The sequence below is a fragment of the Lentzea sp. NBC_00516 genome (assembly GCF_036346835.1).
Classification (GTDB): domain Bacteria; phylum Actinomycetota; class Actinomycetes; order Mycobacteriales; family Pseudonocardiaceae; genus Lentzea; species Lentzea sokolovensis.
This window is the reverse complement of the sequence record NZ_CP107840.1, coordinates 8,875,319-8,897,831: the sequence shown is the minus strand read 5'-3', so window position 1 is coordinate 8,897,831 and position 22,513 is coordinate 8,875,319. Positions and strand designations below refer to the sequence as shown.

At 69.2% G+C, this 22,513-nt stretch carries 22 protein-coding genes; 5 read left to right on the top strand and 17 right to left on the bottom strand.

Annotated elements, in window-relative coordinates; translation table 11 throughout:
* Positions 1–24: 24 nt before the first annotated feature.
* The 11 genes from truB to rimP form a co-directional block, all read right to left on the bottom strand.
* Positions 25–912, bottom strand: coding sequence for a tRNA pseudouridine(55) synthase TruB (truB, locus tag OG205_RS41295; RefSeq protein WP_330273224.1), 888 nt, complete (start codon positions 910–912; stop codon positions 25–27).
* A gap of 11 nt (positions 913–923) precedes the next feature.
* Complete coding sequence (locus OG205_RS41290; protein WP_330273223.1) at positions 924–2,249, bottom strand: MFS transporter; 1,326 nt, start codon at positions 2,247–2,249, stop codon at positions 924–926.
* Positions 2,250–2,348: 99 nt separating this feature from the next.
* Positions 2,349–3,650 (bottom strand): MATE family efflux transporter, encoded by a 1,302-nt coding sequence (locus OG205_RS41285; protein ID WP_330273222.1) that lies wholly within the window; start codon positions 3,648–3,650, stop codon positions 2,349–2,351.
* A gap of 50 nt (positions 3,651–3,700) precedes the next feature.
* A complete protein-coding gene (locus OG205_RS41280; RefSeq protein ID WP_330273221.1) occupies positions 3,701–4,834 on the bottom strand; it encodes an ROK family transcriptional regulator in 1,134 nt (377 codons plus the stop codon).
* Positions 4,831–5,817 (bottom strand): DHH family phosphoesterase, encoded by a 987-nt coding sequence (locus OG205_RS41275; RefSeq protein ID WP_330273220.1) that lies wholly within the window; start codon positions 5,815–5,817, stop codon positions 4,831–4,833. Before OG205_RS41275 ends, OG205_RS41280 begins: the two co-directional genes overlap by 4 nt.
* Before the next feature lie 158 nt (positions 5,818–5,975).
* A complete protein-coding gene (gene rbfA, locus OG205_RS41270) occupies positions 5,976–6,425 on the bottom strand; it encodes a 30S ribosome-binding factor RbfA (protein ID WP_330273219.1) in 450 nt (149 codons plus the stop codon).
* 13 nt (positions 6,426–6,438) lie between these two features.
* The gene (locus tag OG205_RS41265) at positions 6,439–6,735 is read right to left on the bottom strand and encodes a DUF503 domain-containing protein (protein WP_330273218.1); all 297 of its coding nucleotides are present in this window, start codon (positions 6,733–6,735) and stop codon (positions 6,439–6,441) included.
* A 70-nt stretch (positions 6,736–6,805) separates the two neighbouring features.
* Positions 6,806–10,027: a translation initiation factor IF-2 gene (infB, locus tag OG205_RS41260; RefSeq protein WP_330273217.1), complete on the bottom strand. Its 3,222-nt coding sequence runs from the start codon at positions 10,025–10,027 to the stop codon at positions 6,806–6,808.
* An 87-nt stretch (positions 10,028–10,114) separates the two neighbouring features.
* Positions 10,115–10,357: a YlxR family protein gene (locus tag OG205_RS41255; protein ID WP_245822111.1), complete on the bottom strand. Its 243-nt coding sequence runs from the start codon at positions 10,355–10,357 to the stop codon at positions 10,115–10,117.
* A gap of 126 nt (positions 10,358–10,483) precedes the next feature.
* Positions 10,484–11,497, bottom strand: coding sequence for a transcription termination factor NusA (gene nusA, locus OG205_RS41250; protein ID WP_319977446.1), 1,014 nt, complete (start codon positions 11,495–11,497; stop codon positions 10,484–10,486).
* Positions 11,494–12,018, bottom strand: a complete 525-nt coding sequence (rimP, locus tag OG205_RS41245) for a ribosome maturation factor RimP (protein WP_330273216.1) — start codon at positions 12,016–12,018, stop codon at positions 11,494–11,496. Before rimP ends, nusA begins: the two co-directional genes overlap by 4 nt.
* A gap of 129 nt (positions 12,019–12,147) precedes the next feature.
* Between rimP and OG205_RS41240 the strand changes: the two genes are divergently transcribed.
* On the top strand, positions 12,148–12,591 hold the full coding sequence (locus OG205_RS41240) for a hypothetical protein (protein ID WP_330273215.1): 444 nt from the start codon (positions 12,148–12,150) through the stop codon (positions 12,589–12,591).
* Positions 12,588–13,016, top strand: coding sequence for a ferritin-like domain-containing protein (locus OG205_RS41235; RefSeq protein WP_330273214.1), 429 nt, complete (start codon positions 12,588–12,590; stop codon positions 13,014–13,016). The genes OG205_RS41240 and OG205_RS41235 overlap by 4 nt, the downstream gene beginning before the upstream one ends.
* A gap of 5 nt (positions 13,017–13,021) precedes the next feature.
* Here the strand turns inward: OG205_RS41235 and OG205_RS41230 are convergent, their stop codons facing one another.
* From OG205_RS41230 to OG205_RS41215, 4 genes are all read right to left on the bottom strand, one after another.
* Positions 13,022–13,738 (bottom strand): hypothetical protein, encoded by a 717-nt coding sequence (locus tag OG205_RS41230; protein ID WP_330273213.1) that lies wholly within the window; start codon positions 13,736–13,738, stop codon positions 13,022–13,024.
* A 67-nt stretch (positions 13,739–13,805) separates the two neighbouring features.
* On the bottom strand, positions 13,806–14,759 hold the full coding sequence (locus OG205_RS41225; RefSeq protein WP_330273212.1) for an aminotransferase class V-fold PLP-dependent enzyme: 954 nt from the start codon (positions 14,757–14,759) through the stop codon (positions 13,806–13,808).
* Positions 14,752–15,216 carry a DUF4442 domain-containing protein gene (locus OG205_RS41220; protein WP_330273211.1) on the bottom strand — a complete coding sequence of 155 codons (465 nt, stop codon included), beginning with the start codon at positions 15,214–15,216 and terminating at the stop codon, positions 14,752–14,754. The genes OG205_RS41225 and OG205_RS41220 overlap by 8 nt, the downstream gene beginning before the upstream one ends.
* Before the next feature lie 11 nt (positions 15,217–15,227).
* Entirely contained in the window at positions 15,228–16,181 is a 954-nt protein-coding gene (locus OG205_RS41215) for a glycosyltransferase (RefSeq protein ID WP_330273210.1), read from the bottom strand.
* Positions 16,182–16,203: 22 nt separating this feature from the next.
* Between OG205_RS41215 and OG205_RS41210 the strand changes: the two genes are divergently transcribed.
* A complete protein-coding gene (locus tag OG205_RS41210) occupies positions 16,204–16,761 on the top strand; it encodes a sugar O-acetyltransferase (RefSeq protein WP_330273209.1) in 558 nt (185 codons plus the stop codon).
* A 4-nt stretch (positions 16,762–16,765) separates the two neighbouring features.
* Positions 16,766–17,173, top strand: a complete 408-nt coding sequence (locus OG205_RS41205) for a YjbQ family protein (RefSeq protein WP_330273208.1) — start codon at positions 16,766–16,768, stop codon at positions 17,171–17,173.
* On the opposite strand, the gene OG205_RS41200 is transcribed toward OG205_RS41205, so the two are convergent.
* Positions 17,069–18,067 (bottom strand): ABC transporter permease, encoded by a 999-nt coding sequence (locus OG205_RS41200; protein WP_330273207.1) that lies wholly within the window; start codon positions 18,065–18,067, stop codon positions 17,069–17,071. The genes OG205_RS41205 and OG205_RS41200 overlap by 105 nt on opposite strands.
* A gap of 99 nt (positions 18,068–18,166) precedes the next feature.
* On the opposite strand from OG205_RS41200, the gene OG205_RS41195 reads away from it, so the two are divergent.
* On the top strand, positions 18,167–19,147 hold the full coding sequence (locus OG205_RS41195) for a hypothetical protein (RefSeq protein WP_330273206.1): 981 nt from the start codon (positions 18,167–18,169) through the stop codon (positions 19,145–19,147).
* Positions 19,148–19,156: 9 nt separating this feature from the next.
* Here OG205_RS41195 and OG205_RS41190 read toward each other — a convergent pair whose 3' ends face one another.
* Complete coding sequence (locus tag OG205_RS41190; RefSeq protein WP_330273205.1) at positions 19,157–22,144, bottom strand: AfsR/SARP family transcriptional regulator; 2,988 nt, start codon at positions 22,142–22,144, stop codon at positions 19,157–19,159.
* Between the last annotated feature and the right edge of the window lie 369 nt (positions 22,145–22,513).

Sequence of the window (22,513 nt, the reverse complement as noted above, 5' to 3'; positions counted from 1 at the left end):
GACGGTCCGAACTCGGGCACACCGTCACTCAGCCGGGCTCAGCACGACGATCGGCTTGCAGGCGGTGCCCTCGTCCTTGACCAGCGCGATGACGTGCCCGTCCGGCCCGAACACCCCGTAGGTCCCGTCGATCCCGCCCGCGCGCAACCGCTGCCCGTGCGACAGCGCCGAGGCCTCGGTCGGGTCGATCTCCCGGCGCGGGAACGCCGTCGCGACCGCCGAGTCCAGGTCCAGCGACAGGCCGGGCGTCTCCTCCAGCTGCGCCAGGGTCTTGGCCACGCGGAGGTCGAACGGACCGACCCTGGTGCGCCGCAACGCCCCCAGGTGACCGCCGACGCCCAGTGCGGCGCCGAGGTCGCGGGCCAGCGCGCGCACGTAGGTGCCGGACGAGCATTCGACCATCACGTCGAGGAGGACCTTCTTGTCCTCGCGACGTGAGAACAGCACGTCGAACCGGTGCACGGTCACGGGGCGTGCGGGGATCTCGACTTCCTCACCGGCGCGCACCCGTGCGTAGGCGCGCTTGCCGTCGATCTTCACCGCGGAGACGGACGACGGCACCTGCTGGATCGGGCCGGTCAGCTTCGCGATCTCGGCGGCGATCGCGTCGTCCGCGACATCGGAAGCGTCCTCAGTGGACAGAACCTCGCCCTCGGCGTCGTCCGTCGTGGTGGACGCGCCGAGCACGATCGTCGCCAGGTAGGCCTTGCTGTCGAGGGCGAGGTGGCCGAGGAGCTTCGTCGCCCGTTCGATGCCGAGCACGAGCACGCCGGTCGCCATCGGGTCCAGCGTGCCGGCGTGCCCGACCTTGCGGGTGCCGAGAATCCTGCGCACACGCGCCACCACGTCGTGCGAGGTCATGCCGTCCGGTTTGTCGACGACGACCAGGCCCGGTGCAACAGAAGGTTTCACGGCGCAGAAGCTTAAGCGACGTGCAGAGCGTCCCAACGACGACGCCGGATCTGCACCGGAACCGTCTCGCCGCGCTCCTCCGCCTCGAACACGGCGGCACGCGCGCGACGCCACCACACGAGCATCCGCCAGCCGCCCAGAACCAGCACCAGCACGCAGAAGCTCAACGCCACGCGGAACGCCGTGACCGGCGCCAGCACACCCTCGACGAGGTCCAGCAGCACGCCGACGCCCAGCGCGGTCATGGTCACCGCGAGGAAGCCGCCGACGTTGACCAGGCCGCTCGCGGTGGACTGGCGATGCGACGGGTTGTAGTCACGGGCCAGCGCGAACGCCACGCCCGAGATCGGCCCGCCCACGGTCAGCACGAGGAACACCACGGCGATGACCGGCGTCGGCACGTGCCCGCCAGGCCACAGCAGCAGCACGCCCCACCCGGTGAACGCGAACGCCAGGAACCCGACCGAGATCGGCATGCGCCACTCGGGGTTGCGCGAGAAGATCCCGCCGATGATCGGGCTCGCCACGATCGCGCCGATGACGAGCAGCCCGAGCGTGGAGGACGCGGCGCGCGGTGACATCCCCTGCGCCTGCACGAGGTACGGGTAGCCCCACAGCAGACCGATCACGGCCGGCGTCGACATGGTGCTGAAGTGCGCCCAGAACCCGAGCCGGGTGCCGGGCACGCGCCACGCCTGCCGCACCTTCGGCCAGATCTTGCGCACCGGCACGACTTCCGGCTTCGGCGCGACGAAACCGGCCGGCACGTCCCGCACCCGCGAGAACGCCACGACCGAGTACAGCGCGGTCACCCCGCCAGCGATGAGGAACGCCCACGTCCACCCGATCGAACCGAGCATGAGCGTCAGCGGCACGGTGGCGACGAGGTTGCCGACGCCGCCGATCGCGGCCGTGACCGCGACGACGAGAGAGTACTGGCGCGGCGGGAAGTGCGTCGCGACGAGCCGGATCACGCTGATGAACGTCATCGCGTCGCCCATGCCCAGCACGGCCCGCGCGACGAGCCCGAGCCCGTACGAGTCGGCGATGGCGAAGAGCACCTGGCCGGTGCCCATGAGCAGGGCGGCGACGGTGAGCACCCGGCGCGGCCCGTAGCGGTCCACCAGCAGGCCGGTGGGGATCTGCATGAGGGCGTAGACACCGATCTGCAGCACGGTGAACACACCGAGTTGCGCGGGTCCGAGCCCGAAGCGTTCGCTCGCCTCCAGTCCGGCCACGCCGAGCGTGGTGCGGTGGAACAGGGCGGCGAAGTAGACGAAGACGGCGGTGGTCCAGATCAGCCACGAGGTGCGGGTGGCGCGATCGACCGGTGGCAAGGCGGCACTCTCCCAGGTCGGAGTCAGGCAGACATTAGTTACATCGCCTAAACAACCTTCTTGGTAACGATTTCATGCCGTGAGGTCGGACACAGCGCTCTAACGGACCGCGCCCTCGACGGCCCACTCCCCCGAGCGTGTGCGCCACACCACGGCCAGCAGCCGCAGCACCATGAACGCCGACAGCCCCGTCCAGATCCCGGCGAGCCCCCACCCGAACGCGTACGAGGCCCACACGAGCGGCAGGAACCCGATCACCGCGGATCCGAGCGTCGCGGTCCGCATGAACTTCACGTCGCCGGCGCCGAGCAGCACACCGTCCAACGCGAACACCACGCCCGCGATCGGTTGCAGCGCAACGAAGAACCACCACGCGTTCGGAATCTCGCCCAGCACCCCGGCGTCCGTCGTGAACGCCCGCGGCAGCACGGGGAACAGCGCCGCGAACACGACCCCGAGCCCGATGCCGAACACCAGCCCGTACCGCGTGATCTGCCAGGCGAGCTTCTCCGCCTGCCTGCGCTTCGACGCCCCCAGCGCCGCGCCGACGAGCGACTGCGCCGCGATGGCCAGCGAGTCGAGCACAAGTGCGAGGAACGTCCACAGCTGCAGCACAACCTGATGCGCGCCCAAGGCAGCTACGGACGACCGTGCCGCCACGGAGGCCGCGCTGATGAAGCACGCCTGGAACGCCAGGCTCCGCAACACCAGATCACGTCCCATGCCGAGCTGCGCGCGCATGGCGGTCCACTGCGGCTTCAACGACACGTGCTCCGCGAAGAGCGCCTTGAAGAACAACCCGGCCGAGAGCACCTGCGCCACCACGTTCGCGACCGCGGAGCCCTCCAGCCCCCAGCCCGCGCCGTAGACGAGCGCCGGGCACAGCACCGCGCTGATGCCGTTGCCGATCAGGATGTACTTCAGGGGCCGTCTGGTGTCCTGAACACCGCGCATCCACCCGTTGCCGGCCATCGTGACGAGGATGAACGGCGCACCGAACAACGCGATGCGCACCCACTCCACCGCCGCGTCCGCCACGGCGCCGCCACCGGCGAGCAGTTCCGCCAGCGGCCGCGCGAACAGCTGCCCCAGAAGCACGACGAGCACCCCGGCCGCCAGCGCCAGCCACGTCGCCTGCACGCCCTCCTCGACGGCCTCCTGACGCCGCCCAGCCCCGTGCAACCGAGCCGTGCGCGCCGTCGTGCCGTACGAGAGGAACGTCAGCTGCGTCGACACCTGCGTGAGCAGCACACCGCCGAGCGCGAGCCCGGCGAGCGGCAACGCCCCCAGGTGCCCCACGACAGCCGTGTCGACGAGCACGTACAACGGCTCGGCGGCCAGCACCCCGAGAGCGGGCACCGCCAGCCCGATCACCCGCCGAGCGGGAACCCGATCCTCCACCGGACGAACCTATGCGGTGATGGGCACGGCCGTGCGGTGATGGCTGCCACTCACGACCCTTGGGGCAACCCGAACACCTGCTCGCGCGCCACGGCCAGCGCCGAGTGCAACGCTCCTGCCCGCACCGGGTTGGCGGTGATCTGCGCGAGGTACACCGGCGTCCGCGGCACCACGAGCTTCAACAGCTCGGCGGCCACGAGATCGCACAACGTCTCGCCACCCGCGTGCGCCACGCCACCGGACAGCAGCACCAGCTCCGGGTCGAGCACGCACACGACGTTCGCGAGCCCGAGCGCGATCCGGTGCGCGAGAACCGTGAGGAACGCCCGTCCCTCGGTGCCGGCGTTGAGCGCGTGCGCCACCGCTTCCAGCCCCGACGACTCCTTGATGCCGTACTCGGCCGCCAGCCGCACGATCGCGTCGCTGTCGACCTGGTCGCCGTAGCGCCCGCCGGGCACCTGCATGGAGTCGATCTCGCCCGCGCCGCCGGTGACGCCGCGCAGCAGCACTCCGTTGACCACGACGGCCGACCCGATCTCGTCCGCGGGCCAGAACAGCACGAAGTTGCGCACGCCGGCCGCCTTGCCGGAGCTCATCTCCTCCAGCGCGGCGAGGTTGATGTCGTTCTCGATCGACACCGACGTGCCGAACAGCTCGCGCAACGTCGACGGCAGGTCGACGGCCACCAGTCCCGGCAGGTGCGGCGCGAACCCGAGATGCCCGGTGGACGGATCCACGGCACCCGGCGTGCCGACGACGACGTGCGCCAGCGCGTCGAGCTTCAGCCCGGCCAGCGCCGCCGCCTTCTGCACCGTCTCCCGGAAGGCCTGAAGGGTGTTCTCCTTCGGCATCGGCGCGCTGTGCTCGGCCAGCAGCGACCCGGTGATGTCCGCGATGGCCACGTCGATCAGCTCGGCCGTCAACGCCACCGCGGCCACGTACCCGACGCCGCCGTTGACGGCCCACATCTGCGCCCGAGGTCCACGCCCGCCGCCGCGCAACCCCGTGCGGACGACCATGCCGTCCTCTTCGAGCCGCGCCAGCAACTGGGCGGTCGCGGGCTTGGACAGCCCGATGACCTCCTCCAGCTCGGCCCGCGTCATCGCCCCACTGCGCAGCAGCGTCTCGATCGCGGCCCGGTCGTTGATCTCCCGCAGCAGCCGCGGGCTCCCTGTCCGTGTCATGACTCCACCCGCTCCAACGCGCCCTTCAGCGCGGCGACGACCTGCTCGGCGGCCCCGTCGAACGTGAACCCGGCCGCCAGCCGATGCCCACCGCCCCCGAGGATCTGCGCCACCTCACGAACGTCGACCCGGCTCACTGCCCGCAGCGACACGGACCAGAACCCAGGCCGCAGTTCCTTCAACACGGCCGCGACCTCGGCCTCGGAGGCGGAGCGCACGACGTCGATGACGCTCTCCACCTCTTCGCTACGCACGCCACGCGCGTCATCGAGACTCACGACCGCGTGCGCCAGTCCCAGGCCGTGTGCGGCCTTCTGGTCAAGCTCTGCTTTGGCCAGTACCCGCGACAACATGCCGAGGTATGCGAACGGATGTGCGTCCATCAACGGCCGCGTAACGGCATACGCGTCCACTCCGGTCTCAAGCAACCGTGCGGCGGTGTGGTGAGCCTCAGGCCCGGCCTTCCGAAAGCCCCCGGTATCGGTCACGAGTCCGGCGTAAATGCACCGGGCAATGGGCTCGTCGATCTCGACGTCCATCTCGTCGAGCAACTTGAGCGCAATGAGCGCCGTGGCTTCCGCGTGCTCGTCGATGCAGTGCAACGTTCCGTACCGCGTGTTCGACACGTGGTGGTCCACAACGATGACAGGCCCCGTGCAGGCCGCCACGCGACCGGCGAGCGGTCCGAGCCGCTGCAGGCTTCCCGTGTCCATGACGACCAGGAACCCCGGCTGCTCCGGCACCTCGTCGCGGTGCACCAGCAACCCCGCCGTGTCCAGCGCCTTCAGGCTTTCGGGCACGCCCTCTGGCTCGCCGAAGGCCACCCGCACCGTCACTCCGCGCCGGTGCAACGCGAGTCCCACCGCGAGGGCACTCCCGAGCGTGTCCGCGTCGGGGTTGATGTGACTGAGAAGGGTCACATCACGGGCGCCGGCCAGTAACCGCGCGGCCTCGGCAATGGTGGTGCTCAGGTCGTCTGCCACAGGGAGACGTTAGCCGCTCACCGTCTCGAAATGTTGTACGGCACCCTCAGACAAGACAGTTTCCATCCGGTTTCCGCGCCTGTGTGCCATGTGGACGAACGGCCGGGCAACACAAAAGCGGGACACGTTCGCACGTGTCCCGCCTTGGTCAGCACTCGTCAGTCCTCGTCTTCGTCCTCACGAGGAGCCTTGTACGGGTCGGCCTCGCCGGCGGGAGCAGCTCCCACCGCGCGCCGAGCCACCTCGGCGTCCAAGGCCTGTGCCTTGGCGAGAAGCTCTTCCATCTTCCGAGCCTCGTCGGGCACGGTGTCGGTCATGAACGTCAGCGTGGGCGTGAAACGCACCCCCGTCTGAGCTCCGACCATCGACCGCAGCACACCCTTGGCGCTTTCCAGGGCCAGAGCGGCTCCGACGTAGTCGGGCTCCACGTTCAGTCGCTCACCGAGCACCGTGTAGTAGATGGTCGCGTCGTGCAGATCCCCGGTCACCTTGGTGTCGGTGATCGTGACCCGAGCCAACCGCGGATCCTTGACCTCGTGCTCCAGAGCCGAAGCCACGATCTGCGAGATCCGCTTGGCGAGCTTGCGGGCACGTGCCGTGTCGGCCACGAGCCTCCCCTTCCTAGTCGTCCTCCGGCCCGACGAATCGCGTCCGGGCGGAGAGCATTTCAAGTTCAGGGCGTCCCGCGACCAGCCTTTCGCAGCCGGCGAGAACGTCCCTGACGTGCTCCAGGTCGGCGGCGACTGCCGCGACCCCGATCAAGGCGCGCCGATGCAGGTCGAGATGACCCGCTTCGGAGACAGCGACCTCGAAGCGCTTGCGCAGTTCGGCCACGAGGGGCCGGACCACCGAGCGCTTCTCCTTCAACGAGTGGACGTCGCCCAAGAGCACGTCCAGTTCCAGAGCCCCCACGTACATGGGCAAGATCCTCCAGAAGAAAAGGGTGCGGAGCCACCGGTTAAACGGCTCCGCACCCCTCATCGACCGACTAGGCGCGCGGCTTCTCGCGCATCTCGAAGGTCTCGATGACGTCTTCCAGCTTCAGGTCGCTGTAGTTGCCGAGCGTGAGACCACACTCGAAACCTTCGCGAACCTCGGTGGCGTCGTCCTTGAACCGCTTGAGCGAGCTGATCGGGAGGTTCTCCGCGATCACCTTGCCGTCACGGATCAGGCGAGCACGCGCGTTGCGGCGGATCTCGCCCGACAGGACCATGCAACCCGCGATCGTGCCGACCTTGGAGGACTTGAAGACGTCGCGGACCTCGGCGCGGCCGAGCTGGACCTCTTCGAACTCCGGCTTGAGGAGACCCTTGAGGGCCGCCTCGATCTCGTCGATCGCCGAGTAGATGACCGTGTAGTACCGGACGTCCACACCTTCGCGGTTCGCGAGCTCGGTCGCCTTGCCCTCGGCCCGGACGTTGAAGCCCATGACGATGGCGGAACCGGCCACGGCGAGGTTGATGTCGCCTTCGGTGATGCCACCGACACCGCGGTGGATCACGCGCAGCTCGACGTCGTCGCCGACCTCGATCTTCATGAGCGCGTCCTCGAGGGCCTCGACGGTACCCGAGTTGTCACCCTTGATGATCAAGGTGAGAGCGCTGGTCTCCTTGAGCGCTGCGTCCAGGTCTTCCAGGCTGACGCGCTTGCGCTTCGCCGCGTTGGCGGCGTTGCGGGTGCGGGCCTGACGACGCTCGGCGATCTGGCGGGCGACGCGGTCCTCGTCGACGACGAGGAACGAGTCACCGGCGCGCGGCACCGAGGTCAGACCGATGACCTGCACCGGACGCGACGGGGTCGCGACGATGACGTCATCGCCGTGCTCGTCGACCATGCGGCGGACGCGACCGTAAGCGTCACCCGCGACGATCGAGGAGCCGACGCGGAGCGAACCGCGCTGGACGAGCACCGTGGCGACCGGACCTCGACCGCGGTCGAGGTGAGCCTCGATCGCGACACCCTGGGCCTCCATGTCCGGGTTGGCCCGGAGGTCCAGCGAGGCGTCGGCGGTCAACAGGATGGCCTCGAGGAGGCTGTCGATGTTGATGCCCTGCTTCGCGGAGATGTCGACGAACATCGTGTCGCCGCCATACTCCTCGGCGACGAGGCCGTACTCGGTCAGCTGCTGGCGGATCTTGGAGGGGTTCGCACCCTCCTTGTCGATCTTGTTGACCGCGACCACGATCGGCGCCTGAGCTGCCTGCGCGTGGTTGATGGCCTCGACCGTCTGCGGCATCACGCCGTCGTCAGCGGCGACGACGATGACCGCGATGTCGGTCGCGTTCGCACCACGAGCACGCATGGCGGTGAACGCCTCGTGACCCGGGGTGTCGATGAAGGTGATGAGCCGCGGGTTGCCCTCGAGCTCGGTCTGCACCTGGTAGGCACCGATGTGCTGGGTGATGCCACCGGCCTCGCCCTCGGCGACCTTCGCCTTGCGGATGGTGTCGAGCAGGCGCGTCTTACCGTGGTCGACGTGACCCATGACGGTCACGACCGGCGGACGGATCTGCAGGTCGTCCTCGCCGCCGGCGTCCTCGCCGTAGGTGATGTCGAACGTCTCGAGCAGCTCGCGGTCCTCCTCCTCGGGGGACACGACCTGCACGACGTAGTTCATCTCGGTGCCGAGCAGCTCCAAGATCTCGTCGGACACCGACTGGGTCGCCGTGACCATCTCGCCCAGGTGGAAGAGCACCTGCACGAGCGACGCCGGGTTGGCGTTGATCTTGTCGGCGAAGTCGGTCAGCGAGGCACCGCGCGGCAGGCGGATCGTCTCGCCCTGCCCCTTGGGCAGGCGGACGCCACCGACCGAAGGCGCCTGCATGTTGTCCATGTACTCCTGGCGCTTCTGCCGCTTGGACTTGCGTCCACGACGCGCCGGACCACCCGGACGACCGAAGGCACCAGCGGTACCGCCGCGACCAGCGCCGCCGCCGCCACCGGGGCGACCGCGGAAACCGCCGCCACCGGCCGGGGCACCGCCGCCGCCACCGGGACGGAAGCCGCCACCAGCGCCACCGCCGCCGCCACCACCGGGACGGAAGCCGCCACCAGCGCCGCCACCGCCGCCGCCACCGGGACGGAAGCCGCCACCGCCGCCACCGCCACCGCCGCCTCCGCGGAAGCCGCCGCCACCGCCGCCGCCCCCACCGGGACGACCGCCGCCACCGCCGCCGCCACCAGGACGACCGCCACCGCCGCCGCCACCGGGACCAGGCCGGTTACCGGCCGGACGGTTGCCCGGCATCATGCCGGGGTTCGGACGCGGGGGCATGTTGCCCGGGTTGGGACGAGGACCGCCCTGACCGGGCCCACCGGGACGGGGACCGCCCTGGCCGGGACCGCCGGGACGACCGCCCTGTGCGGCAGCCGGACGCTGACCACCCTGGCCGGGCGCACCACTCGGACGAGGGTTCGCCGGACGCGGGTCGCCGGGCTTCGGGCCGGAGGGGCGCTCGCCCTGCTCCGGACGCGGGCCGGGACGAGGCCCAGGACGCGGCGAGGGAGCGTTGCCGCCACCGACGCCGAAGGGGTTGTTGCCCGGGCGCGGGGCGCGCGGGCCGGCAGGCTTGGAAGACTGCGGGCGCGGCGGAACCACGGACGGGGGCTGCGCACCAGCGGACGCGGCCGGAGCCTGCGGCTGCTGGGGCTGGGACTGCTGGGGCGCCTGCTGCGGAGCCGGGCGCGGGCCCGGACGCGGACCGCCACCCGGCTTGGAGCCACCGGAAGCCGGAGCAGCCTTGGGGGCGGCCGGAGCCGACGCGGCGGGTGCCGGTGCGGCGGCCGGAGCCTGGGGCTGCTGCTGAGGTGCGGGCGCTGCGGCTGCGGGAGCCGCGGGAGCCGGAGCCTGCGCGGCAGGAGCTGCCGGAGCGGGCTTGGGCGCCGGTGGGCGCGGGGCGGCCGGACGCGGTCCGGAAGAGCCCTTCTGCGCGCCGGACTGGTTGTCGGAAGCTGCGGGCTTCTGCTCCGCCGGTGCGGCGGGCGCTGCTGCAGCGGGTGCGGGTGCCTTGGGCTTCGGAGCGGACGGCTTGGGAGCCGGCTTCGAAGACTTGGCCTCGTAGGCGTCGCGAAGCCGACGGGCCACGGGGGCCTCGACGGTCGACGACGCGGACTTGACGTACTCACCCTGATCGGCGAGCTTGCTCAGAACTTCCTTGCTCGTAACACCAAGCTCTTTCGCGAGCTCGTGCACGCGGGCCTTGCCTGCCACTGGTCTCCTAAGTAGTGAGGCCGGCGGGCAAGTCCCATCGACCTCGTCTTAACGTCGCGCGTTCATGTCTTCAGCTTCACGGCTGACTCATGACGGGTCGACCTGCTTCCTTGTTGCTTGTTGGCCGCGGGGCTGTCCCGAGGCCAAGTTCCCTTGCTGCTGCTCCACGTGCTCGCGCAGCGAAGCGACGTCGAGTGCTCCCTGGACCTTGAAGGCCCGCGAGAACGCCCGTCGCCGCTCGGCGTTGCGGAGACATTCGAGATCGAAATGCAACCAAGCACCTCGACCAGGAAGCCGCCGACGGACGTCCGGAACCACCGAACCGTCCACCGCGACCACACGCAGCAGCTCAGACGGCAACGTCCGGGTACGGCATCCAATACACGTACGAACAGGGCCGATGTGCTGGGAAACCGATCCCGACGTTGAACCGTTGATAATTCTATCCCCTGGAGCTCACTCAGCCGAACCGGATGTGACCGCACCGGCTGCCGGAGCCTCCGCGTCACTGCGGATGTCGATGCGCCAGCCCGTCAGACGGGCGGCCAGGCGGGCGTTCTGCCCCTCCTTGCCGATCGCCAGCGAGAGCTGGAAGTCCGGCACCACGACACGCGCCGTCTTGGCGCGCTCGTCGAGCACTCGCACAGACACAACCTTGGCCGGGGACAAGGCATTCCCGACGAACGTGGCGGCGTCGTCCGAGTGGTCGATGATGTCGATCTTCTCGCCACCGAGCTCGTGCATGACGTTGCGCACACGGGCACCCATCGGGCCGATGCAGGCGCCCTTGGCGTTCACTCCGGCGACCGTGGTCTTCACCGCGATCTTCGAACGGTGACCTGCCTCACGTGCCACCGCGGGGATCTCCACGGTGCCGTCCGCGATCTCCGGGACCTCGAGGGCGAACAGCCGCCGCACGAGGTTCGGGTGGGTGCGCGAGAGGGCGATCTGCGGCCCGCGCGCACCGCGGGACACGCTCACGACGTAGCACTTGATGCGCTCGCCGTGGTTGTACTGCTCGCCCGGCACCTGCTCGGCCGGCGGGAGCACTCCCTCGGTGTCGCCGACCTGCACGACGACCATGCCACGGGCGTTCGCACGGGCGTCGCGCTGGACGACACCCGCGATGATCTCGCCCTCCTTGGCGGCGAACTCACCGAACGTGCGCTCGTGCTCGGCGTCGCGCAGGCGCTGCAGGATGACCTGCCGCGCCGTCGTGGCCGCGATGCGGCCGAAGCCCTCGGGAGTGTCGTCCCACTCCTCCCGAATCGCACCGTCCGGCGCGATGTCCTGCGCGATCACGCGCACGACCCCGGTCTTGCGGTCGATCTCCACCTTCGAATGCGTGGCATGCCCATCGGTGTGCTTGTAGGCGGTCAGCAGTGCTGACTCGATCGCCTCCAGGACCGTCTCGAAGGGGATGTCCTTTTCACGTTCGATCGCCCTCAGGGCGGCGATGTCGACGTTCACCTCGGCTCCTCCTTCGGTGCTTTCCGAGTGAGCCGAGCCAGTTCCTCGACCGGCGGCTGCTTGAACTCGATCTCCATGACCGCGCGTTCGATATGGCGGTACTCCACGCGCCGCAGCTCGTCCTTGTGCAGCAGCTCGACCCCGGTCTCGTCGCACTCGCCGACCCGGCCGAACCACTCGGCCTGTTCCGGCTGCTTGATCTTCACGAGACGCAGGTGAGCGCGCTTCCAGTGGCGCGGGCGCGTCAGGGGGCGGTCGACACCCGGCGAGGTGACCTCGAGGGTGTACGGCCCGTTGATGATGTGGTCGTGCTCGTCGAGGGTGGCGGAGACCACGCGGCTCGCCTCGGCGACCTCGTCGAGCCCGATGCCGTCCTCACCGTCCACGACGACCTTGACCAGACGGCGGCGCCCAGCCTGATTCACGTCGAGCGCGTCGAGGTCGAAGCCGGCGGCCTCGAGAGCTTCCCGCACAACGGGTGCTAGCTGCGCGGAAAGGTCTCCGCGCGGCGGGCTGGACACGTGGTGTCTCCTTCAGTTCGAACGCATGAAAACCCCGGCCGACGGTACTTTCGGCGGCCGTGGACGACCAGACTATCTCGTTCGCCCGGCTCCCACCGCGCCGCACGGCTGCTGGCAATATGGGTTCGCGTGATCTCCGAATCGGTCAGCCGCCGCCGTGTGCTGTTCGCGGTGGCCGCCGCACCGCTCGCCGTTGCGTGCACCACAGAACCTCCGCCGCCACCGCCGCCGGACCCGCTGTCGGCCCTCGCGGCGCAGGCGCGTGCCGACGCCAAGCTGGCCCAGGCGCTGACGACGGTGCCCGCGGCCGCGGAGATCGCGAAGGCCCGCGAGACGCACGCCACGTTGCTGCAGGCCGAGGTCGACCGCGAACGCCCGCCGCAGTCGTCCACCGCGCCGCCCGCCCCGACCTCGCCGCCCACGCCTCCCGACCCGCTGGCGGCGCTGCGGACCGCGCTCGACGAGTCCGTCCGGGAGGCCTCGGCCGCCGTCGCCTCGCTGCCCGCCCACCGCGCCGGTCTCGTCGGCTCGGTGGCCGCCGGCTGCGCCTCGCTGCGGGAGGTGCTCGCATGAGCGTCGAATCCGTGCAGACCGCGCTCGGCACCGAGCACGCGGCGTTGTGGACCTACGGCATGGTGTCGGCGTTCCTGGGCGACCAGGCGGCCGCCGTGGCGGAGGGCGCGAACCTGCACCGGGCACGCCGCGACACGACCGAGCGGTGGCTGCGTGACCACGGCTCGACCCCGAACCCGCCCGCCGCCGCCTACCTGCCGCCCGCGCCGGTGTCGGACGGGCCGTCCGCGCTCGCCGCGCTGGTGGCCGTCGAGCAGGACACCTGTGCCGCGTGGCACGGCGTGCTGGAGCGGACCGACGACCCCGGGCTGCGCACGTCGGCGCTGGAAGCCCTGACGACGGCCGCCGTCCGTGCGACCCGCTGGCGCAGGACCGCGGGGACGACCCCGGCGTCGATCACGATGCCGGGCGTCGCCTCGGGCTGACGGCGCTAGCCGCCGAAGGAGGACGCGAGCCTGATCGCGTCCGCGGAGACCCGCTTCATCTCCTTGTTGTGCGCGAGCGCGTCGGCGCCCCTGGTCGGCGAGTCGGACTCGACGATCACGACCAGCTGGTCGCGTTGCTCGGAGGCGTACCCGCCGTTGGCCAGCGTGGTCAGCGGCGGCACGCTGATGGCCTTGTCCAGCACCAGGTCCTTGACGTTGCCGGTGCCGTCCTTCTGGGTCAGTTCGCGCAACTGCCGTGCCTCGTCCACCGTCTTCATCTTCACCACGGACACCGACGAGTACACGGTGCTGCCGCTGGGCAACTTGGCCGTGTAGAAGGCACGCGTCAGCTGAAGACATGGCGTGGTCTTGAAGAAGGCCTGCGTCTGGCTCGTCGCGTGGGCCGCGCAGTCGCTGTCCTTCACCGGTTCCGGCAACTCCGGCACGGTGGTGAACTCGAACTCCCCTGCGGTCTTCTGCGGTTGCGCGACCTGCCGGTCGATCGGGTCCGACGGCTGCAGCACCCACCACACGAACCCTGACACCACCGCGACGCCGACGAGCGCCAGCGCCTTGCCCACCCAGGTCGACTTGCGCTGGGGCGGAGGCGGCGGCGCGGGCAAGTGCCCCTGGCGGTTGTCCATGATCGACTGCAGCTTCACGAGCTCGTCGGCCGGGTACAACGGCGCGGTGTCGGTGGGCCTCGGTGGGAAGCGAGGCATGTTCTGGGTCACCTCTTCAGGTGACTGGCGTGGTTCCGACACAAGGACCCACGGTAACGGACGGCAGTCACGCGAGCGCTTCGAGCACCCGGTCAACGTCCTCGATCGTGTTGTACATGTGACACGCATACCGTGTGCGACCTGCACGAACCGAGGAAACAACGCCCTGAACGGGTGGCCTGCCCACCGAGACGATCGCCGAGCCGTTGGGCGGCAGGCCCAGTCCATTCAGGAGGCGATCCGTCAGTTTCACGCAGTGCGCGCGCACGGCTTCGAGGTCCAGTGTGGCCACCCACGGAAGCGCGACCGCCGCACCGACGTGTGAGAACCACGTCGGCGAGAGGTCGAACCGCCGTGCGTCCGAACGGAGCACAAGATCGGTGCCGTAGTTCTCGCCCGTGCTGTACCAGTTGGCGGCCAACGGCTTGAGCGACGGCATCCGGTCCGGCCGCACCGCCATCCAGGCCGCGCCGCGCGGTGCCATCAGCCACTTGTAGGCCACGCCGACGACGAAATCGGCCCACGCCAACGACAACGGCCTCCACCCGGCGGCCTGCGACACGTCGAGCAGCACCGCTTTCCCGGACGCCCTCAACGCTTCGAGGTCCGCGATCTTCCCGTCGGCCGACTGGACCACGCTCATCGCGACGAGGTCGCACTCATCCACTGTGGACACCATCTGGTGCCCGGCGGCGACGAACGGCAACGTGACGCTGGTGAAGTCGCCGGGATCCGCGAAGACCTTCGAGCCGACCGGCAACGACTGCGCGACCAGCGACACGAACTGCGACACCGTGGCGCCGCAGGCGACCGACGCGGAGGGCACCCCGATCAGCCGTCCGAACGCCTCGCGCGAGGTCTCCACGGCCTCGTTGAACGTGGACGACGTGTCCTGGCCGCGCCGCCACCGTTCGTGCGACGCCGTCACCGCGTCGGCGACGTGCCGTGGGGGCACACCGATGGACGCCGTGTTCAGGTAACCGGGCTCGACGTCGAAGACCGCTCCGAAGGCCTCACGCATGCGCGAGCTGCTTACCGCGCTTACGGCGCGCGTAGACCTGCTTCTTCACCCGTGCGATCACGGTCCCATCCTGCCCGACGACGTCGGTCTCGAACCAGATCAAGGCCTTCTCGCCACCGCCGGTCTGCTCCAGCACCTGCGCGACGTGCTCGTCGGTCAGCCGGAACTCGGCGTACACGGTGCCGCGGCCGGGCGCGACGAATTCGATCTCGCCCGCCTGGTCCCACACGACGTGGTCACCCTGGAGCTGGTTGAACAGCAGCAACACCCAGAACGGGTCGGTCATCGCGAACAGCGAACCGCCGAAGTGGGTGCCGAAGAAGTTGCGGTTCCACGGGCGTAGACGCATCCGCACCCGTGCGTACCGGTAGTCCGGTGAGATCTCCACGACGCGGACGCCGGCGAACAGGAACGGCGGCCACAGGTTCATCCCGAGGCGCAGGCGGCTTGCCTTCATAAAAAACAGTGTTACACAACACTCGCCAGACTGTCCGCAACTTCCTCCGGCGAGGGCATGTGACGTATCTCCCGGGTGATCTGACCAGCGGCTTCGCGGTAGGAGGAGTCCGCGAACAGCTGCCGCACGCAGTCCGCGATCGGTCCCGCACTGAACGCGGCGGGACGCAGTGCCGCACCGGCCGCGACGAGCGCGTCGGCGTTGCCGAACTGATCAGCCCCCTGCGGCAGCAGGACCTGGGGAACCCCCGCGGCGAGCGCGCCCAGCATCGTGCCGCTGCCGCCGTGATGAACGGCGACGTCCGCGTACCGCAGCACCTCCGCCTGGGGCAGCCACGGGTACACGGTCACGTTCGGCGGCACGTCGCGGAGTCCGCCCCGTGGCGCGGCCACGATCACCTGCGCTTCGGAGATCTTGCCGAGCCCCACCACCGCCTCGGCGAGCAGTTCGCGCGTGCCGAACGCCGTACCGAGCGTGAGGTAGATCAGCTTCCCCGCGGTGCGCACCGGCACGTCACCGGCCGGCGAGAACGGCACCGGCCGCAGCGAGATCCGGTCCTCCTTCAGGAACGCGGCGTCCTGCAACGACGGCGGGCAGATGTCGAGGTGCCGTCCGCCGGTGGGCCGCACGAAGCCGATGCCGTCGGGGAACATCCGCCCGAACCCGTGCCACAACGTGGGAAACCCGCGACGCCGCGCCTCGGACACGACCTCGGGCACCGCCCACTCACCGATCACGAGGTCAGGCAGCAACCGCTCCAACTCTGGCGCGATGTCCTCGGCGTAGATCTCCCCGAACACGACCCCCGGCCGGAACGGCCGCAGCCCGAGCTTCCCGAGCACCGGGTGCATCTCCTCACCGACCGCGTAGTGCACCTCGTGGCCGGCGGCGCGGAAGGCCGACGCCAGCGGGATCAACGGATAGGTGTGGCCGACGGTGGCCATGCTGGCGAAGAGCACGCGCATGATCTGACGATACTGAGTCCTCATGGGAACCAACCGCGAGAAGATGATCAACGGCGAGCCCTACCTGCCTGCGGACCCCGAGCTGGACGCGGACCGGCGCCGCGGCTGGCGTGAGATGGCCCGGTTCAACGCGCACGACCCGGAGGACCTCGACGGGATGTACGCGATCCTCAAGGGGTTCGTCGCGGAGATCGGCGAGAACTCGACGTTCATGCAGCGCCTGCAGATCGAGTACGGCTACAACACCCGCGTGGGCGCGAACAGCTTCATGAACTACGGCGGCGTCATCCTCGACTGCGGCCCGGTGACCATCGGCGATCACGTGATGATGGGTCCGAACGTGCAGTTGCTCACGGCGTTGCATCCCATCGAGGACCACGACGCGCGGATCGAGGGCTGGGAGACGACCGCGCCGATCGTCATCGGGGACAAGGTGTGGTTCGGCGGCGGCGTGATCGTCTGCCCCGGCGTCACCATCGGCAACAACACGGTGGTCGGCGCGGGCAGTGTCGTGACGCGCGATCTGCCTGCTCACGTGCTCGCAGTCGGCAACCCCGCACGGGTGGTTCGTAAGATCTGAGGTCATGCGCAGCGAGGAGATCGAGATCCGCACCGGTGCCGACGAGGTCGTGCACGACCTGACCCGGGAATGCCAGCGGTTCCTCGACAGCGAGAGCGGCGACGGCCTGCTGCACGTGTGGGTGCCCCACGCGACCGCGGGCGTCGCCATCATCGAGACGGGCGCGGGCAGCGACGACGACCTGCTGACCGCGTTGGAGCGCATCCTGCCCCGCGACGTGAAGTGGCGGCACCGGCACGGCACCCCTGGTCACGGCCGTGACCACGTGATGCCCGCGCTGGTGCCGCCCTACGCGACGATCCCGGTGCTAGGCGGTGTGCTGACGCTCGGCACGTGGCAGTCCATCTGCCTCGTCGACACCAACGTCGACAACCCCGTCCGCACGGTCCGTCTGAGCTTTCTCGCCGGCTAGTTCAGCTTTGTTCATGACCAGCAGCGCCAGCCCTGCGACCGCGATCCCGCCGAACACCCACCACTCGGTGCTGACAGACCCGTTGTACATGAGGCTGCGCAGTCCTTCCGCCGAGAACCGGAACGGCGTCCACGACCACAGGACGGCCCGGTAGGCCGGGTCGAGCAGCTCCGGCACCTGTCCCGCGACGGCGGGCGCCATCAGGTAGAGCAGGCCGAGGACGCCCATCGCGCGGATGCCGAGGTGCTTGAACAGTCCGGCCTGCAGCAATGCGAACGACACGGCGACGGCGAGCATGAACGCGAGCGCCTCTGCGGTGAACGTGACGCCCCACCACGCCAGCAGGCCCGTGGTCGAGCCGGTGACCAGGACGGCCGTGGTCAGCGCCGACAGCCACCTCAGCTTTTTGCCTTTCAGCACCACGAACAGCAGTCCGGCGATCATCCCGCCGACCCACAGCAGCGCTGACGCGGCGAGCGGCGCGGTGCGTTCGGCGGCCGTCGGTGTCTGCGCGTCGATCCTGACCGGCAGCCCGGCGCCTTGGGCGACACCGGTCAGCACCTGCTGCGCGACCTGGGTGCCGGACGGGTTGACCGCGGGGTTCAGCCGGATCGTCGCCTGGCCGGGCGCGATCTCCAGGACCCCGTAGACCTCCTTGTCCCGCAGGAGGTTCCGCGCCTCGTCCGCGGACACGACCCGGATGTCGACCTCGGCCGAGTCGGCCGCCCTGACCTTCTCCGCGACCGGCGGAGGCGCCACGACGGCGAGCGGAACGTCGTGCGGGTGCACGGTCGCCTGCACGCCGAAGGTCAGCAGGCCCAGGAGAAACGCCACCACCGCGCCTGCGACGGCGGTGACCAGCGCGGTGCGCATCATCTGCTCCTCGAAGTTCATCGTGCGTTGAATTTAACGGGCACGCTACGCCTCGCGTCCTCTCGAAGTCAACGCATGATGAATTAAGCCTCTGTCGGACCCACCAGGTACCGTTTGCCCGTGACTTACCCAGGTGGCGGCGGACAGGGCGGCTGGAACGACCAGCAGGGCTGGGGCCAGCAGCAACAGGGTGACCACCCCAGCGGTGGCTACCAGACCGGTGGCTACCAGACCGGCGGCTATCCGCAGACCGGTGGTTTCCCGCAGCAGCCCCAGTTCCCGCAGCAAGGTCAGTTCCCGCAGCAGGGTTACGGCGGGTACGGCGGCCTCGGCGTGTACGGGGGCTTCGACAACGAGCCGCCGAAGAACAACAAGACGACGCTCTGGCTCGTGATGGGCGCCGTCGTCCTCGTCCTGCTCGTAGGCGGTGGCCTCACCTGGTTCCTGCTCACGCGCCCGGACAACACGACCGCGCAGCCCGACCCGTCCACCTCGAACAGCACCTCCGCGCAACCGACCGACACCGCGTGCCAGAAGAACGATGGCCAGCAGTGCATCGAGACGGGGCTCGGCTACAACTACGTGGTCCCGAAGAACTGGGACGTCATCGCCGATGCCAAGATCCCGGTCGAGGGGTTCGAGGGCGTCCAGCTGTCCAGCATCACCACCTACGGTGACTACACCTGCGAGGGCAAGCCGTTCACCAAGGGCACCAACGGCGGCACCCTGCTCCCGAAGAGCGACATCACCAAGGCGGCCACCGACTTCACCAAGGCCCTCGCCGCGCAGTACTACTCGTCGGGCGGCGACCCCAAGGTGACGACCGCGGAACCCAAGCCGGTGAAGATCCAGCACACCCAGAAGGACGGCAAGAAGGTCGTCGTCGACGGCGTGCAGATCGACGCCACGGTCACCCAGACCGGCAACAAGTGCCTGGCGAGCAAGGGCATGGTCAAGGTCGTGGTGCTCAACGGCAGCAACAAGCTGCACGTGCTGGCCGTGAACGGCGACCTGGAGGGCGGCGGAGGCGGCACCAACCCGCCGCTGCTCAAGGAGTCCGACCTGCAGAAGATGGTCGACTCGCTGACGCCGACGTCCTAGGACGCGGACCTACCGCGCGCCGCCGTTGGACGTGACAGCGGCGGGCAACGGGTTCTCGGCGGTGATCTTCTCCAGCACCGCCAGCGCCTTGCTCTCCCACAGCTCGAGCCGCAGCTCCTGGAACGTCATCATCGCCTGCTCCACGATCGCGATCGCGTGGAACGTCTCCCCGCGCTGCGACACGAGCTGGGCGAGGTCGAGCCGGATCCGCGCGGCCCCGACCCGGTCGAGGTTCTCCTCGCACAGCCGGATCGCGCGCCGCAGCAGCCGCCCCGCCTCGGCGAACATGCGCATGCGGCCGTGGATCAGGCCGAGCGAGTGCAGCGCGTAGCTCTCCCCCACGGTGTCACCGGAACGCTGCACCATGCCGAGCACCGACGTGATGAGCTGCTGCGCCTGCTCGTACCGGCCCTGCACCAGCATCGCGCTGCCGAGCCGGTACAGGACCTGGGCCTCGACGCGCGGGCTGGAGATCTCACGGCACATGCCCAGGGCGCCGCGCAGCTGACCGACCGCCAGCTCGTGTTCGCCGCGGTCCAGCGACAACTGCGCGAGCTGCGACACCACGTAGGCCTGGCCGACGACGTCGCCGACGCGTTTGAAGCCCACCAGCGACTGCTCGAAGATCCTCAGCGCGATCTCCGGACGGCCTTCGTTGTACTCCAGCAGGCCGAGGTTGCGGCGCACCAACGCCAGCCCGTGGGTGTCGTCGAGCTCCATGAAGAGCTCCAGAGCGGGTTCCAGCGCCGTGCGGGACGCCTCCATGCGGCGCTGGCTGTGGTGCAACGACCCGAGCGAGCACAGCAGGGCCGCGGTACCGCGCTTGTTGCCCGCCCTGCGCACGGCGTCCAGGGCTCGTTCGTGGGTCTGCTGCCAGTCGTCGAGGTAGCTGCGGGTCTCGAACAACGTCACGAGCGTCGTGGCGAGGTCCCAGCACAGCTCGTCCAGGCCGGCGTCGGCGGCCTGGATGACGGCGGCGCAGATGTTCGGGCGTTCGCTTTCCAGCCAGCCCAACGGGTCCTGCAGCACCTGGTCGAGGTACGGGGCGCTGGGCTGCCAGCGCCGGCCGGTGCCGTGCAGGACGGTGAAGTCGCCGCCGTAGAGGCGCTGGTGAGCCTGTTCGGCCATCGCGAGCCAGCCGCCGGCCACGCGTTCGACCGAGGCCAGTTGCGTGGCCGGGGCCTCGTGCACCACGAGCTGTTCCTTGGCGAACAGGCGGATCAGGTCGTGGAAGCGGTAGCGGGGCAGGCCCGTGATGTCGCTGCCGACCACGTCCAGCAACTGGGCGTCGACCAGGCGCTCCAGCAGGTCGAAGCCGCGGTGGCGGTCGTCGTCGGTGAGCGCCGAGGCCGTCCAGACGGGCAGGCTTTCCGCTTCCAGCAACGACATCAGCCGCATCACCCGGCACGTGTCGGGCTCCAGGCCGTCGTAGGTCAGCGACAGGCTGGCGCGCACGACCATGTCGCCGTGCACCAGTTCGTCGAGGCGGTGCCGTTCGTCGGCGAGGCGGCCGACCATCGAGGCGAGACTCCAGTGCGTGCGTGCGGCGAGGCGGGCGCCGATGATGCGCAACGCCAGTGGGAGCCCTCCCACGACGTCCACCAACGCGGCCGCGGCGACCGGTTCGCCCTGCAGGCGTTGCGTGCCGATGATGCGCCCCAACAACTCCAGCGCGTCATCGGAGTCCATGAAGTCGACGTCGACCAAATGAGATCCGGCGAGACCGGTCAGCCGGGTGCGGCTCGTGACCACCACACCGCACGTGGGCGAGCCCGGAAGTAGCTGGTGCACCTGCGACTCGCTGCCCGCGTCGTCCAGAACCACCAGCACCCGGCGGTTCGCGAGCATGCTGCGGTACATGTCCGCGCGCTCGTCGACGCCGTCGGGCAAGGTCGAGCCCACGGCGCCCAACGCGGACAGGAACCGGCCGAGCACCTCGGCGGGTGTTGCCGGTTTCGCCTGGGTACCGCGCAGGTCGCAGTACAGCTGGCCGTCCGGGTAGGTCTCGGCGGCGACGCGATGGGCCACGTACACCGCGAGAGCACTCTTACCGATGCCCGCCTTGCCCGAGATGTTCACCACCGGCATGGTCATGTGGTCGCCCGCGAGAATGCTCTCAGCGCGCGCCACGACGTCCTGGCGGCCGATGAAGTCCGAGATGCTGGCCGGAAGCTGGTGCGGTGACACGACGTTCTGCACGGTGACCGGAACCGGCTTCTCCTGATCGAGGCGCAGCACCTCGTCGTCGGTCAGGATCGCGGTCTCTAGCTTGCGCAACTGGTCGCTCGGTTCGAGGCCCAGGTGTTCGATGAACAGATCGCGGCCGGCGCGGTAAACGTCGAGCGCCTCGGACTGGCGGCCGGAGCGGTAGAGCGCGAGCATCAACTGACCGCGCGGGCGTTCTCGCAGCGGGTGTTCCGTCACCATGCTCTGCAATTCACCGATGAGTGCGTGATGTCGGCCCAGCAACAACTCGATGTCGACGCAGTTCTCCAGCACCGACAAGCGTTTCTCGTCGAGGCGCAACGCTTTGTTCTGCAACGTGGCTCCGGCGCCACCGAGTGCGGGTCCGCGCCACAACGCCAAAGCCGCGCGCAACACCGTCGACGCTTCTTCCATGCGGCCTTGACGGACAGCGGCGTCGGAGTCGGCCACGCGGCGTTCGAAGAGGAAGTTGTCGATCTTGTCCGCGGCGACGCGCAGCAGGTAGCCGGGCTGACGGGTCTCGATCTGGGCGTCGACGCCGACTCTCGCGAACTCCCGCCGGAGCGCGGACACGCAGATCTGGATCTGCGCCCGTGCGGTCGACGGCGGGGTGTGCTCCCAGACGAGGTCGATCAGCTGGTCCATGCTGACAACGCGATTGGCTTCGAGCAGCAATGCGCCCAGGATCGTCTGCTGACGTCCCGGCGGCACCTGTACCTGCTCCTCCGCTCCGATCACCTCGATCGGACCGAGCAGTTTGAAAATCAGTTCCTCATCAGGGGCGGAGCTCATGACGGACGACCCCTCGCGCCTCTATTTCCCGCAATGCCCCTGCACCTCACGCCCCGGTCGTTTTCACCATTACCGAATCACATTTGCCGAAGACGAGGAAAAGGCACTTCCAGGACGTCATCTCAAGATCGGTTTAAGATGAAAATCCTTCACGTCTCGTGTTTGACCTCCGGTTGCATCAAGCGCAGACGGCCACTCCGATGGGTGATGATCTCCGAAGTTAGCCTCGGCGGGTAAAACTGTCAAGATCCTTCTTGTGCATGACTACACGATCCACCATAATGCGCTCGATCTCAATAGGCATCTCATTTGGAGATGATCAGATCCGGGGCATCATGGCAGATCAACGAGTACGTGAACCCGAGAATT

Coding starts and splice junctions, on each gene's coding strand:
- OG205_RS41200 (WP_330273207.1), bottom strand. CDS start 18,067: ATGAACTTCGAGGAGCAGATGATGCGCACCGCGCTGGTCACCGCCGTC.
- OG205_RS41205 (WP_330273208.1), top strand. CDS start 16,766: ATGCGCAGCGAGGAGATCGAGATCCGCACCGGTGCCGACGAGGTCGTG.
- OG205_RS41265 (WP_330273218.1), bottom strand. CDS start 6,735: ATGTACGTGGGGGCTCTGGAACTGGACGTGCTCTTGGGCGACGTCCAC.
- OG205_RS41210 (WP_330273209.1), top strand. CDS start 16,204: ATGGGAACCAACCGCGAGAAGATGATCAACGGCGAGCCCTACCTGCCT.
- OG205_RS41230 (WP_330273213.1), bottom strand. CDS start 13,738: ATGCCTCGCTTCCCACCGAGGCCCACCGACACCGCGCCGTTGTACCCG.
- OG205_RS41190 (WP_330273205.1), bottom strand. CDS start 22,144: ATGAGCTCCGCCCCTGATGAGGAACTGATTTTCAAACTGCTCGGTCCG.
- OG205_RS41220 (WP_330273211.1), bottom strand. CDS start 15,216: ATGAAGGCAAGCCGCCTGCGCCTCGGGATGAACCTGTGGCCGCCGTTC.
- OG205_RS41280 (WP_330273221.1), bottom strand. CDS start 4,834: ATGACACGGACAGGGAGCCCGCGGCTGCTGCGGGAGATCAACGACCGG.
- OG205_RS41215 (WP_330273210.1), bottom strand. CDS start 16,181: ATGCGCGTGCTCTTCGCCAGCATGGCCACCGTCGGCCACACCTATCCG.
- OG205_RS41235 (WP_330273214.1), top strand. CDS start 12,588: ATGAGCGTCGAATCCGTGCAGACCGCGCTCGGCACCGAGCACGCGGCG.
- OG205_RS41225 (WP_330273212.1), bottom strand. CDS start 14,759: ATGCGTGAGGCCTTCGGAGCGGTCTTCGACGTCGAGCCCGGTTACCTG.